Genomic DNA, 13120 nt, shown 5'->3' on the forward strand with positions numbered 1-13120 from the left:
TACAGCTTCCATAAAAAATTCCCTTATGAAAAAAAGAGGCAACTAGATCTTACCAATCTAGTTGCTCCAAGAAGTTATATACATCCTCATGTAGCTCGTCACGTTGCTTATCAAGTGTAATGACATGCGTAGAGTCTTCATACCATTTAATTTCTTTTAACGTAGATTCTACACCGTTATAAATAATGTTAGCACTATCTGTATTAATCATTTCATCATGACGTGCTTGTACAACAAATGTTGGTGCATAAATCATATCCACATTGTTACGTACGTCAGCAATTAATTGTTGTAATGCTTTTAATGTATTCATCGGTGTCTGTTGGAATTCCAACATTTCTTGTTCGATTTGCTCTGGTGATTTTTGCTCACGTTTTTTATATTCGCGGGCGTATGCCAATATACCTTGGTACATCGTTTCTTCACTCTTAATATACATTGGTGCACACATTGGTACTACACCTAAAACCGGTACTGTATAACCTAATTTTAAAGAAAATACGCCGCCAAGTGATAGTCCAGCAACAGCAATTTTCTCAAAGCCTTTATCTTTTAAAAGCTGATATGCCTCCATTACGTCTTGCCACCAATCTTCAGGACCTGTATGAACAAGCTCTTCTGGTGGTACACCGTGCCCTTTAAAAATTGGTGCATGACAAGTGTAGCCTTTCTTTTCTAAGAAACGCCCTAACATACGTACATCAGCTGAGTTTCCTGTGAAACCATGTAGTAATAAAACAGCGCGGTCTCCACCCTCAAATGTAAATGGTTTCGGAGATGCTAATTTCATCATGTACTTCTCCTCTTTCTCTTCTGTAATCTAGTCGTATTCTTTCTATATCTTAGTGTACCATATTTATATTTCTATAATCTAATTAGAAACATCTTTCAAATGGCAAAATAAAAAAAGAAGAACCATTAGTACAACTTACTAACGCTTCTTCTTTCAATTCTATAAATTTAAGTACGTAACAGCAATTGTTAATACGAAGAATAGAACGGCTAAAACAATTGTAATACGGTTTAATACTGCTTCAATTCCACGTGCTTTTTGCTTACCAAATAATTGCTCTGCACCGCCTGAAATTGCACCTGAAAGGCCTGAGCTATTACTAGACTGCATAAGTACCATAACAATCATTAAAATCGATACAATAATAAGTAAAACGGATAATAACGTATGCACTTGGCGTACCTCCTACAAAGATTCAGTTATTTTAACTGTAGCATAAATTCTATAGAAAAGCGAGAGCTATAGAGTCGCTCTCGCTTTTCTTCTATTACATAAACATCATTGCAAATAACGGCCCGAGCAAACATGTCAAAATTGCTGTTAATGTCATTGTTACCGATCCAATAACACCTTCATGTTCATTATTTTTCATCGCTCTCATGACACCCATAATATGAGAAGCACATCCAAATCCGATACCTTTACCAACTGAGTTTGTAACGCGGCTCCATTTTAATAAAAGCGGGCCGGTAATCGTTCCAGTAATACCTGCGATAACAACAAAAGCTGCTGTTAATGACGGTACACCACCAACTTGCTCTGAAACACTCATTGCAACTGGCATTGTCACCGATTTTGGTAAAGAAGATAAAATTAAGCTTTTATCCGTTCCCATAAGTGTTGCAATGGCAAAATCACTCGCAATGGCAACTGTTGTACCTACTAATACGCCACCAGCAATCGGTACAACATACTTTTGAAGAACGTGACGTTGTTTATAAAGAGGAATTGCAAATGCTACAACACCGGGTCCGAGCAGTTTGGCAATCCAGCCGCCACCACTTTCCATATAATGTTGATATGGTATATCAAGCATGATAAATAAGAAAGCCATTAATCCTGTTGCTACAAGCATTGGAATGGTGAATGGTGTTGGAAATAATTTATAGATTTTTTTAGATAATTGGTATAATAGCACCGTAAAAAGAACCCAACCAATTCCGATTAATATTTGGCTCATCGCGACTCTCTTTCCTTTCTATTCGCAAGATATTGTCCTGTATGTCCTGCGACAATAATAATTAAAAATGTACTCGCTACAATTGTAATGAAAAGAGAAATTCCTTTACTCATAAAAAAAGCACCGTAATTCATTAGGCCAAGCGTTGGCGGAATTAATAAAAACGGCATAATAGCAACGAGTGTTTCTGCTCCTAAATCGAACCATTTCACTGGAAGAACTTTTAGGCTAAGTAAAACAAGTAAGAGGAACATCCCAATCAAACTTCCTGGAATGGGGATATTTAACATTTCTTGCACCCAAGTTCCAACCATATAAAAGACGTAAAGAGCAGCAATTTGGACAAGAATCTTTGTAAATTTCATGTTCATCATCCCTCATGTTTATACGATCTTCTCTTAATATCTTTATCATAGTATAAATTGTAAAAAGCTGCAATTTATCACCTTGACAGCAAAAACAGCCTATGTTAGACGCTTACAACCTTGATATGACTGGATTTCTGCGTAGAAATTAAGTCAAAAACCTTGACCTAATATAAAAAGTTTTTATTTTCTGAATTTATAAGGTTGTTATTTCAATAAAATAATCTTTTTATCCTTAAGCTTACATATATATGAATAAGATAGGTGGTGAACATATGCCCAAAAAAGTTCTTATTTTTTGTGATCCTGGGATTGATGATGCGATGGCCCTCCTCTTAGCATTCTTTATCAATGAAATAGAAATCATCGGCATTGTTGCTGATTACGGCAATGTTCCAAAAGAAATGGCCGTACAAAATGCTCATTTTCTTAAGCACGAAACAAAAAATAGAAATATTAAAGTATTTGGTGGTTCAGAACAACCGCTTACTGGTGCCCCTCCTGCTTTCTTTACGAATGTACACGGGAAACAAGGGCTCGGGCCAATTATTCCAAAGGAGAATGTCACTAACGGAGAAATGGAGAATTTTTTTGAAGTTATCCCTCTTATTGAGCAACATAAAGATGAATTAATCATTGTAAGTTTAGGAAGACTTACCTCACTCGCCATTTTATTCATCCTATGTAAACAGCTAATGAAGCAAATTAAATCTTACTATGTAATGGGCGGTGCCTTTTTACATCCTGGTAATGTTACACCTATTTCCGAAGCAAACTTTTATGGCGATCCTACTGCCGCTAATATAGTCCTTCAATCCACAGCTAACATGTATATATACCCGTTAAACGTCACTCAATATTCCGTCATTACACCAGAAATGGCTGAATACATCGAAGCAAAAGGAAAAGCCCCACTTGTCAAACCGTTATTTGATCATTATTACTACGGATATTATAAAAATGCCTTACCAGATTTAAAAGGAAGCCCCTTTCATGACACAATGCCAATACTCGCTTTACTTGATAACTCTATGTTTACGTATCACAAATCACCTATCGTTGTCATGACGGAATCCTATGCACAAGGAGCAAGCATTGGAGAATTTCGCTCTTTAGGAGAATCTAAACCATTTACCGATTGGCCGAGTCATCAAATTGCAATTGATTTTGATTATAACCGTTTCTTTAAACATTTCATGTCACTTATGACGGATGAGCAATTTTAAGCATAAAAAAACAGACCGTGATTTCTCACGGTCTGTCGTTATTTTCTACAATTATCGTTTGATGTTGTAGAAAGATTTGATACCATCGTAAACAGCGATTTCGCCTAGTTCGTCTTCGATGCGTAATAATTGGTTGTACTTAGCAATACGGTCAGTACGGCTCATAGAACCAGTTTTGATTTGGCCAGCGTTAGTTGCAACTGCGATGTCAGCGATTGTAGCATCTTCAGTTTCACCAGAACGGTGAGATACAACTGCTGTGTAACCAGCACGTTTAGCCATTTCGATAGCTTCGAAAGTCTCAGTTAAAGTACCGATTTGGTTAACTTTAATTAAGATTGAGTTAGAGATACCTTTTTCGATACCTTCAGCAAGTTTTTGTGTGTTAGTTACGAATAAGTCGTCACCAACTAATTGTACTTTATCACCGATACGCTCAGTTAATAATTTGTGACCATCCCAGTCGTTTTCGTCTAAACCATCTTCGATAGAGATGATTGGGAAGTCTTTGCAAAGCTCTTCGTAGAAATCAACCATTTCTGCAGAAGTTAAGCCAGTACGGCCTTCGCCTGCAAGGTCATATTTACCAGTTTCTTTGTTGTAGAACTCAGAAGAAGCAACGTCCATTCCTAAGAATACGTTCTCGCCAGCTTTGTAACCAGCTTTTTCGATAGCTTCGATGATTACTTCTAATGCTTCACGGTTAGAACCAAGGTTTGGAGCGAATCCACCTTCGTCACCTACTGCAGTGTTAAGACCTTTGTCATGTAATACAGCTTTAAGTGCATGGAATACTTCAGCACCCATACGGATTGATTCTTTGAATGTTGGAGCACCAACTGGTAAGATCATGAACTCTTGGAAGTCTACGTTGTTATCAGCGTGAGAACCACCGTTGATGATGTTCATCATTGGAGTTGGTAATTGTTTTGCATTGAATCCACCAAGGTAACGGTATAATGGAAGACCTACGAAGTCAGCTGCTGCGTGAGCTACTGCCATAGATACACCAAGGATAGCGTTAGCGCCTAGTTTACCTTTGTTTGGAGTGCCATCTAATTCGATCATAGCACGGTCGATACCAGCTTGGTCAGTTACATCGAAACCAACGATTTCTGGAGCGATTGCTTCGTTAACGTTGTTTACTGCGTTAATAACACCTTTACCAAGGTAACGAGATTTGTCACCGTCACGTAATTCTACTGCTTCGTGCTCACCAGTAGATGCACCACTTGGTACGATAGCGCGTCCGAAAGCGCCGCTTTCTGTGTAAACTTCTACTTCTACAGTTGGGTTACCACGAGAGTCAAGGACTTCGCGAGCATAAACATCAATAATTGTTGACATAATAAATTCTCTCCTTTTTATATAAGCAAATTATTTAATAATTGTTTTACCTGTCATTTCTTTCGGTTGTTCCACATTTAAAAGTGTAAGCATTGTTGGGGCAATATCTCCTAAAATACCACCTTCACGAAGCTCTACGTCATTTTTTGTAACGATGAAAGGAACCGGGTTAGTTGTATGAGCTGTCATTGGTCCACCATCAGCAGTTAACTCCTGATCAGCATTACCATGGTCAGCAGTAATAAGTGCTACACCATCTTTTGCAAGAATCGCTTCTACAACTTTTCCTAAACATTCGTCAGTTGCTTCTACTGCTTTAATTGTTGGTTCCATCATCCCAGAATGGCCAACCATATCACAGTTCGCAAAGTTAAGAATGATAACATCATGTTTATCATTTTCGATTTCATTTACTAAAGCGTCCGTTACTTCGTAAATGCTCATTTCAGGTTTCAAGTCATACGTTGCAACCTTCGGTGAGTTAATTAAGATACGCTCTTCTCCTGGGAATTCAGCCTCACGACCACCGCTAAAGAAGAATGTAACGTGCGGATACTTTTCAGTTTCCGCGATGCGAAGTTGCTTTAATCCCGCTTGCGCAACAACTTCACCTAATGTGTTATCAAGGTTCATTGGCTTGAATGCCACGTAACCATCTACAGTTTCACTGAAATGTGTCATACAAACGAATTCAGGAATGCGAGGTACTTTTTCACCACGATCGAACTCACGGAAGTCTTCGTTTGTAAATACACGAGCAATTTGAATTGCACGGTCTGGACGGAAGTTATAGAAGATAACTGCATCATCATCATTGATTGTTGCAACTGGCGTGTTATCTTCGTTAACAATTACAGACGGCAATACGAATTCATCGTAGATACCATTTGCATAAGAGTCTTCTACACACTCTTCTGCTGATTTATAAGTAGGGCCTTCACCATTCACCATAGCACTGTAACATTTTTCTACGCGATCCCAACGCTTGTCACGGTCCATAGAGTAATAACGACCAGAGATAGTCGCGAATTGTCCTACTCCTGTTTCTTTAATCACTTCATTTGTTGCATCGATATAACCTTTTGCTGTTTGTGGTCCAACATCGCGGCCATCTAGGAATGCATGGATATAAACTTTCTCCACGCCTTCTTTTGCTGCTAAGCGAAGAAGAGCAAACATATGGTTCATGTGACTGTGCACACCACCATCAGAAAGTAAACCGAATAAATGAAGAGCAGTACCTTTTTCTTTTACGCTTTTAATTGCATTTTGGAACGTTTCGTTCTGATCGAACTCGCCTTCACGAATTGCAACGTTTACGCGTGTTAAGCTTTGATATACAATGCGGCCAGCACCGATATTTAAGTGACCAACCTCAGAGTTACCCATTTGACCTTCTGGAAGACCCACTTCCTCGCCACAAGCTGTAAGCGTTGTGTGAGGGAATTTGTTCCAGTAACCATCAAAATTAGGTTTCTTAGCTTGTGCTACAGCATTCCCGTGAGTTTCTTCACGTAGTCCGAAACCATCAAGAATGATTAAAGCTGTTGGCTTTCTCATTTTACCGCCCCCAGAAGACCTAAGAACGAAGCAGGCTCTAAGCTAGCACCGCCAACTAAAGCGCCGTCGATGTCAGATTGTGCCATATACTCTTTAATGTTTTCTGGTTTTACGCTACCGCCGTATTGAATACGAACAGCTTCTGCAGCTTCTGGAGAAACAGCTTCTGCAACAACTTTACGGATGTGCGCACATACTTCGTTTGCATCTGCAGAAGAAGAAGATTTACCTGTACCGATAGCCCAGATTGGCTCATAAGCGATAACAGTTGCTTTAACTTGCTCTTCTGTTAAACCTGCAAGTGCTTTTGTCACTTGACCTGCTACTAGATCAAATGTTTTTCCGCTTTCGCGCTCTTCTAAAGTCTCACCACAACATACGATTGGTGTTAAACCATGTTCAAATGCTGCAAGAGTCTTTTTGTTTACTGACTCGTCTGTTTCAGCAAACATTTCACGACGCTCAGAGTGGCCAAGTACTACGTAGCCTACTTTTAAGTCGCTAAGTGCTACTGGGCTAATTTCGCCAGTGAATGCACCATTTTTTTCGAAGTGCATATTTTGTGCACCTACTTGTAAGTCAGTTCCTTCAGTCGCTGCTACTAAACGCTCTAAGAATAGAGCTGGAGAGCAAACTACTGCATCAACAGCTGAAGCTGCTGGGATTTGACCTTTAACTTCCTCTACGAAGCTAACTGCTTCAGATAGAGTTTTATTCATTTTCCAGTTACCTGCGATAATTGGTTTACGCATGCTTTGCACCGTCCTTTTTCTTTGGCTGCTACTTATTTGTCGTTAAGACAAACTACACCTGGAAGCTCTTTACCTTCCATGAATTCTAATGACGCACCGCCGCCAGTAGAAATGTGGCTCATTTTATCAGCCATACCGAATTTTTCAACAGCTGCTGCAGAGTCACCACCGCCGATAACAGAGTATGTATCTTCTGCATCTGCTAATGCTTGTCCTACTGCTTTTGTACCTTCTGCGAATGGAGTCATTTCGAATACACCCATTGGTCCATTCCATACAACAAGCTTAGAATTTTTAATTACATCTGCATAAATTTCACGTGTTTTAGGACCGATGTCCACGCCTTCCCAAGTAGAAGGGATAGAGTCGATACCTACGATTTGAGTTGTTGCAGTTTCAGAGAATTCCTCTGTGATTACAACATCAACTGGCATGTAGAAGTTTACGCCTTTTTCTTTTGCAAGTTGCATAAATTCTTTAGCTAGTTCGATCTTGTCGTCTTCACATAGAGATAGACCAATTTCATGACCTAAAGCTTTAACGAATGTGTAAGCAAGTCCGCCACCGATGATTAAGTTATCTACTTTGTCTAATAGATGACGAATTACACCGATTTTATCTTTTACTTTCGCACCACCGATGATAGCTGTGAATGGACGTTCTGGATTAGAAAGTGCTTTTCCAAGTACATCTAACTCTTTTTCCATTAATAGACCAGATACTGCTGGTAGGTAGTCTGCGATTCCTGCTGTAGAAGCGTGAGCACGGTGAGCTGCACCGAATGCATCGTTTACGAAGATATCAGCAAGTGCTGCAAATTCTTTCGCAAGTTCTGCATCGTTCTTTTCTTCGCCCGCATAGAAACGTACGTTTTCAAGAACTAATACGTCGCCTTCGTTCATTGCTGCAACCATTTCTTGTGCAACTGGTCCGAATGCTTCGTCTGCTTTTTTAACATCTTTACCAAGAAGCTCGCCTAAACGTGCTGCTACTGGAGTAAGACGTAATTCTTCTACTGCTTGACCTTTTGGACGGCCTAAATGACTTGCTAAAATAACTTTCGCACCTTGCTCTACTAAATATTGAATTGTAGGAAGAGCTGCACGGATACGAGTTTCATCTGTAATTTTGCCTTCTTTCATAGGTACGTTGAAATCAACGCGGCAAAATACACGCTTACCTTTTAAATCTACGTCACGAATTGATTTTTTGTTCATTGGATTTCCCTCCGACTACTAGTTAGGATTGACAAAACCCACTCAAAAGCTTAACACATTTGCTTTTAAAACGAAAGAAGAGAGAGAGGGAACAAACCCTCTCCCTCGTTTTGTCATTTATTACTTATATAATTAAGAATTAAAGACCTTTAGAAGTCATGTATGCTGCTAGGTCTACTACGCGGTTAGAGTAACCAGTTTCGTTATCGTACCAAGAAAGTACTTTAACCATGTTACCTTCCATTACCATTGTAGATAATGCATCGATTGTAGAAGAAGCAGTACATCCGTTATAGTCGATAGATACTAATGGCTCTTCGCTGTATCCAAGGATACCTTTTAATTCGCCTTCAGCTGCTGCTTTGAATGCTGCGTTTACATCTTCAACTGTTACTTCTTTGTCAAGTTCAACAACTAAGTCAACAAGAGAAACGTTAGCAGTTGGAACACGTACAGCGCCACCGTTTAATTTACCTTTAAGTTCTGGTAATACTAATGCTACAGCTTTAGCTGCACCAGTAGAAGTTGGGATCATGTTTTCAGCTGCTGCACGAGCACGACGTAAATCTTTGTGTGGTAAGTCTAAGATTTGTTGGTCGTTAGTGTAAGAGTGAATTGTTGTCATCATTCCGCGTTTTACGCCGAATTTTTCGTTTAATACTTTAGCGAATGGAGCTAGACAGTTTGTAGTACAAGAAGCATTAGATACTACGTTGTGGTTAGCTGCATCGTATTGTTCGTGGTTAACACCCATAACTACAGTGATATCTTCGTCAGAAGCTGGAGCTGAGATGATAACTTTCTTAACTGATCCACCTAAGTGTTTTTCAGCGTCTGATTTTTTAGTGAAACGGCCAGTAGATTCTACTACTACTTCTACTCCGTAGTCGCTCCATGGTAATTGAGCTGGGTCGCGCTCAGCGATAACTTTAATTTCTTTACCGTTAACAACGATGCTGTTTTCGTTAGCAGATACTTCTGCATTTAAAGTTCCGTGAACTGTGTCATATTTTAAAAGGTGAGCTAATGTTTTAGCATCTGTTAAGTCGTTGATTGCTACTACTTCTACCTCAGAGTTGTTAAGAGCTGCGCGGAATACGTTACGTCCGATACGTCCAAATCCATTAATACCAATTTTAGTCATTTGAATTTCCTCCTTGGGGGATTATATTAAAGGGTAATACCCTTTGTTAACTGTTTTGCTGCACCTTCATCTGTAATTAGAATTGAAGTGTGCCCTTGTTTAATTACAGCCTGTATTGCCTTTGCCTTTGAAGAACCTCCAGCGACTGCAACAACGTGAGATACATGTTGTAAATCCTCAAGTTGCATACCAACTGTTCTTACTTTATGAACAACATTTCCTTGTTCATTAAAGTAGTAACCGAAAGCTTCGCCTACTGCTTCGCTTGCTTGAATCTTTAACCAATCTGCTTCTGAAGTATTTCTGCGACGTGCCATTGTTAACGCATCACCTATTCCATGAATGACGATATTGGAAGATCGAATCAACTCAAGAACTTCTTTCACGGAAGGCTCTGTCACAATAGACGCATATGCTTCGCTACTAACATGGTCTGGAACATACAATAAGCGATAATTACTCATCGTATTTTGCGCCATCTTGGCACAAATGGTATTGGCTTCTAATTCGACGCCTTCTCCAATTCCACCACGTGCTGGGACAAATAGCATATGTAAATCTTTGCAATCAAGCTGCATCATGTCCGCAGCAGCAGCTAGCGTAGTTCCTCCAGCCACAGCAACGATATTATTCGCTGTCAGACGGTCTTTTATACAAGTCACACAAGCACGGCCCATCTCCAGTTTGACCCAAGGCGATTCATCACTATCACCAGGGACAACGAAAACTTCATCCAAGTCTAATGTTTCCTTAAGTTGCTTTTCTAAAACCTTTAACCCGGAAATTTCTTTCATAAAGTCTTCCAAAGCAAGAACTAAAGCTGTTCCTTCTTCTGTCAAAGTCATTCCAGAAGAAGCGACGTGAACTAAGTTTTGTTCTTTCAAAACTTGAACTTCACTTCGCAATACTCGTTCTGTCATACCGAGACTCGCTGACAAGTTTCTTCTTCCAATCGGCTGCATGAGCCTAATGTATTGAAGAATTTGCATTCTCGTTTGCATAACAGGTAGCAGATCAGGTAATAATTTTTTTGTGTTCTGAATCCATGAGCGCATATCTTTTCTCCTCACTACATTGGTTCATTTTTCCTCGTGGTCACTTTACGTCCCGTAGTGACATTTTGTGTCCCACATAGGTTAAAAAAATAATCCCTGCTACGTGTATTATTGTAACAGGAGATAGAAACTTATTCAACTCTTAACTGCATTCTTTATATAGTTTATTATGACACCTTTGTGAATGTTACCATATTCCACCTGTTTTCCGCCTATTTCTACAACCGGAATCATTAGATGATATTTTTCTAAAAGGTCATTATCTTCATATATATCTATTTCCTCAATTTGAAAAGAATATTCACATTGCACTTCCTGCAAAACTTGTTTCGCCTGCACGCAAAGGCCGCAATCTTTTTTTGTATACAGTACAACTTCCATCTTCTTCACCTATCCGATCGTTTTTCGTAATGACGACGCTGGAATATGCATTTGTTCTCTATACTTCGCCACTGTTCTTCTAGAAATAACGATTTCATGCTCTTCTTCTAATAATTTTGAAATCTTTTGATCTGAAAGTGGCTTTTTCTTATTTTCCGCTTCAACAAGCGTTTGAATAAACCGTTTCACACGCTTTGTAGAAACTGCTTCATCTTCAGTAGTAGAAACAGCATTACTAAAGAACGATTTCATCTCAAATAAACCGTGTGGTGTTTGCACATATTTATTTCGCGTTGCACGACTAATTGTAGACTCATGCACACTTAACTCTTCCGCTACCTCTTTTAAAGCAAGTGGCTTTAAATGTTCTGGACCGTCCCAGAAGAAATCATGTTGTTTTTCCATAATAATGGTCATCACTTGCAGAAGCGTTTGTTTTCTCTGTTTTAAACTGCGCATAATCCACTGCACATGCTGATACTTTTCTGATACGTAAGATGCTACTTCACTTTCACTATCATTCAGAAGTGCACTATACTCAGAATGAATTTCAATTCTCGGCATATTTCTCTCATTCATTTGTAAAACGAGACGATCACCATCTTTTTTCACCGCCATATCAGGCACAATGTAAAGTGGTTTATCAGAAGAAAACGCAAGACCTGGTTTCGGCTGCAGGGACGTAATACAGTTCACCGCCGATTGCAATTCTTCATTACTACACTTCAACACTTGAACGAGCTTTCGCCAATCCTTCTTCACGAAATAAGCGAAGTGATCCTCTATAACCTCTTCCGCTAATCCATTCCGTCTTTGTAAGCGCTTCAATTGTAAGGTTAGACATTCCTGAATATTACGTGCTCCTACCCCTGCTGGCTCGAGCGATTGGACAAGCTCTACAGAGCGGTCGACTACATGAATCGGTGCGGAAAGGAGATCCGCTAACTCTTCGTTCGTTTCTTGTAAATACCCATTTCCATCCATGTTCATAATAATGAAAGAAGCTACTTTTCGCTCTTCTTCATCTATTTTATAATACTGTATTTGATTTAATAAATGTTGCTGAATCGTTGTAGAATCCACACTGTAGATCTCCATCTGATTCTCGACTTGTTTGCTGGTACTTTTACTGTTGTTAGAGCTCTTTTTCTTCTCCCTCTCAAAACCACCTAACTCAATAAGGGGATTCTCTAACGATTGCTCATACAAAAACTCCGATAATTCTTGTACATTATACTGGAGCATTGTAATCGCTTGCCTTAACTCTTGTGTCATTGCCAAACGTAAGCTTTGTTCTTGTAAAAGACTTGCCTTCAAACTAATCTCCCCCTTGTTTCTATTGTACAATAAGTTTGGTAAAAGGAGAATCCTCACGCAGACACCCATTCCAAAATATTATTAACTTATATGTATTAATGAGATTTACAACTTACAACCGAAATTTGAATAATATTGAAAGAAAATAATAAGCCGAAAAATTATTATCAAGTACTAATAGTAAATCTTATTATCAGATATAACAAGAGGGAAATAAAAAAAGTCCTAACCTACAAAACGTAAGTTAGGACTTTTTGACGCGCCCAGAGGGATTTGAACTAATAGTAAAATACCCCTTTTATATCAAGGCTCCTTTAGATTTTTAGAAGTAATCGTGCAAAATTCATGCAAAATTATTTCAGCGTGCAAAATCTACAAAAACAAAAGAGCACAGCGTGTATATAAAGTGCTACGAACACTCTATATACCGTCCACCTGAGCTGACCAGGTAAACACTTGCTATACTCTCATGAGTTATTTTACATCATGTAGGGTCTATTAAGCAACGTTTACCAAATTGGTGACGTTGCTTTTTTGTTTCCAAAAAGGAGACAAACCGTTATGGAAAAGAAACAAGGAATTACAATTATTGCAAGTAATGAAACATACGAAAACCTAGCAACATTTAGAACAGTCGATGAATTAAACAAGACTGTTCGTGCATACAAAGAAAAATTCGTAGATCAGTTAAATAAAACTCAATTGACTGTATTAAATAAATTACACAACTATTCTTCTAAGTTCTTTGGTGTATCATTCAGAACAAAAAAACACATCGCTGAA

13 protein-coding genes and 1 pseudogene are annotated in these 13120 nt (G+C 38.9%); 2 read left to right on the forward strand and 12 right to left on the reverse strand.

Annotated elements, in window-relative coordinates; genetic code table 11:
- Positions 1–49: 49 nt before the first annotated feature.
- The 4 genes from estA to PDL00_RS27650 form a co-directional block, all read right to left on the reverse strand.
- A complete protein-coding gene (gene estA, locus PDL00_RS27635; RefSeq protein ID WP_170956838.1) occupies positions 50–790 on the reverse strand; it encodes a carboxylesterase in 741 nt (246 codons plus the stop codon).
- Positions 791–952: 162 nt separating this feature from the next.
- Complete coding sequence (gene secG / locus PDL00_RS27640) at positions 953–1186, reverse strand: preprotein translocase subunit SecG (RefSeq protein WP_000557263.1); 234 nt, start codon at positions 1184–1186, stop codon at positions 953–955.
- Between the two features lie 94 nt (positions 1187–1280).
- Positions 1281–1973, reverse strand: a complete 693-nt coding sequence (locus PDL00_RS27645) for an LrgB family protein (RefSeq protein WP_097817368.1) — start codon at positions 1971–1973, stop codon at positions 1281–1283.
- Complete coding sequence (locus tag PDL00_RS27650; protein WP_000673220.1) at positions 1970–2338, reverse strand: CidA/LrgA family holin-like protein; 369 nt, start codon at positions 2336–2338, stop codon at positions 1970–1972. Before PDL00_RS27650 ends, PDL00_RS27645 begins: the two co-directional genes overlap by 4 nt.
- A 275-nt stretch (positions 2339–2613) precedes the next feature.
- On the opposite strand from PDL00_RS27650, the gene PDL00_RS27655 reads away from it, so the two are divergent.
- The gene (locus PDL00_RS27655; RefSeq protein ID WP_242254674.1) at positions 2614–3564 is read left to right on the forward strand and encodes a nucleoside hydrolase; all 951 of its coding nucleotides are present in this window, start codon (positions 2614–2616) and stop codon (positions 3562–3564) included.
- Positions 3565–3615: 51 nt separating this feature from the next.
- Here the strand turns inward: PDL00_RS27655 and eno are convergent, their stop codons facing one another.
- The 8 genes from eno to rpoN all read right to left on the reverse strand — a co-directional run bounded on the left by eno (position 3616) and on the right by rpoN (position 12337).
- Entirely contained in the window at positions 3616–4911 is a 1296-nt protein-coding gene (gene eno / locus PDL00_RS27660; protein WP_242254676.1) for a phosphopyruvate hydratase, read from the reverse strand.
- Between the two features lie 30 nt (positions 4912–4941).
- Complete coding sequence (gene gpmI, locus PDL00_RS27665; protein WP_242254678.1) at positions 4942–6471, reverse strand: 2,3-bisphosphoglycerate-independent phosphoglycerate mutase; 1530 nt, start codon at positions 6469–6471, stop codon at positions 4942–4944.
- On the reverse strand, positions 6468–7223 hold the full coding sequence (gene tpiA / locus PDL00_RS27670) for a triose-phosphate isomerase (protein ID WP_001231042.1): 756 nt from the start codon (positions 7221–7223) through the stop codon (positions 6468–6470). The genes gpmI and tpiA overlap by 4 nt, the downstream gene beginning before the upstream one ends.
- A 32-nt stretch (positions 7224–7255) precedes the next feature.
- A complete protein-coding gene (locus tag PDL00_RS27675; protein ID WP_001036333.1) occupies positions 7256–8440 on the reverse strand; it encodes a phosphoglycerate kinase in 1185 nt (394 codons plus the stop codon).
- 139 nt (positions 8441–8579) lie between these two features.
- Positions 8580–9584 carry a type I glyceraldehyde-3-phosphate dehydrogenase gene (gene gap, locus PDL00_RS27680; protein WP_000161234.1) on the reverse strand — a complete coding sequence of 335 codons (1005 nt, stop codon included), beginning with the start codon at positions 9582–9584 and terminating at the stop codon, positions 8580–8582.
- Positions 9585–9610: 26 nt separating this feature from the next.
- Entirely contained in the window at positions 9611–10639 is a 1029-nt protein-coding gene (gene cggR, locus PDL00_RS27685) for a gapA transcriptional regulator CggR (RefSeq protein ID WP_001258183.1), read from the reverse strand.
- Positions 10640–10774: 135 nt separating this feature from the next.
- A complete protein-coding gene (locus PDL00_RS27690) occupies positions 10775–11020 on the reverse strand; it encodes a glutaredoxin family protein (RefSeq protein WP_063263114.1) in 246 nt (81 codons plus the stop codon).
- A 9-nt stretch (positions 11021–11029) separates the two neighbouring features.
- Entirely contained in the window at positions 11030–12337 is a 1308-nt protein-coding gene (gene rpoN / locus PDL00_RS27695) for an RNA polymerase factor sigma-54 (RefSeq protein WP_242255307.1), read from the reverse strand.
- A 561-nt stretch (positions 12338–12898) separates the two neighbouring features.
- Between rpoN and PDL00_RS27700 the strand changes: the two are divergent.
- Positions 12899–13120 (forward strand): annotated as a pseudogene (locus tag PDL00_RS27700) (helix-turn-helix domain-containing protein); the annotation flags it as partial.

Source organism: Bacillus cereus group sp. TH152-1LC (assembly GCF_027710505.1).
GTDB classification, from domain to species: domain Bacteria; phylum Bacillota; class Bacilli; order Bacillales; family Bacillaceae_G; genus Bacillus_A; species Bacillus_A mobilis.

What these genes read in the sequence shown, in the direction of transcription:
- cggR (WP_001258183.1), bottom strand. Translation starts at nt 10,639, where the DNA reads ATGCGCTCATGGATTCAGAACACAAAAAAATTATTACCTGATCTGCTA.
- estA (WP_170956838.1), bottom strand. Translation starts at nt 790, where the DNA reads ATGAAATTAGCATCTCCGAAACCATTTACATTTGAGGGTGGAGACCGC.
- PDL00_RS27655 (WP_242254674.1), top strand. Translation starts at nt 2,614, where the DNA reads ATGCCCAAAAAAGTTCTTATTTTTTGTGATCCTGGGATTGATGATGCG.
- PDL00_RS27650 (WP_000673220.1), bottom strand. Translation starts at nt 2,338, where the DNA reads ATGAAATTTACAAAGATTCTTGTCCAAATTGCTGCTCTTTACGTCTTT.
- PDL00_RS27645 (WP_097817368.1), bottom strand. Translation starts at nt 1,973, where the DNA reads ATGAGCCAAATATTAATCGGAATTGGTTGGGTTCTTTTTACGGTGCTA.
- tpiA (WP_001231042.1), bottom strand. Translation starts at nt 7,223, where the DNA reads ATGCGTAAACCAATTATCGCAGGTAACTGGAAAATGAATAAAACTCTA.
- gap (WP_000161234.1), bottom strand. Translation starts at nt 9,584, where the DNA reads ATGACTAAAATTGGTATTAATGGATTTGGACGTATCGGACGTAACGTA.
- PDL00_RS27675 (WP_001036333.1), bottom strand. Translation starts at nt 8,440, where the DNA reads ATGAACAAAAAATCAATTCGTGACGTAGATTTAAAAGGTAAGCGTGTA.
- PDL00_RS27690 (WP_063263114.1), bottom strand. Translation starts at nt 11,020, where the DNA reads ATGGAAGTTGTACTGTATACAAAAAAAGATTGCGGCCTTTGCGTGCAG.
- eno (WP_242254676.1), bottom strand. Translation starts at nt 4,911, where the DNA reads ATGTCAACAATTATTGATGTTTATGCTCGCGAAGTCCTTGACTCTCGT.
- gpmI (WP_242254678.1), bottom strand. Translation starts at nt 6,471, where the DNA reads ATGAGAAAGCCAACAGCTTTAATCATTCTTGATGGTTTCGGACTACGT.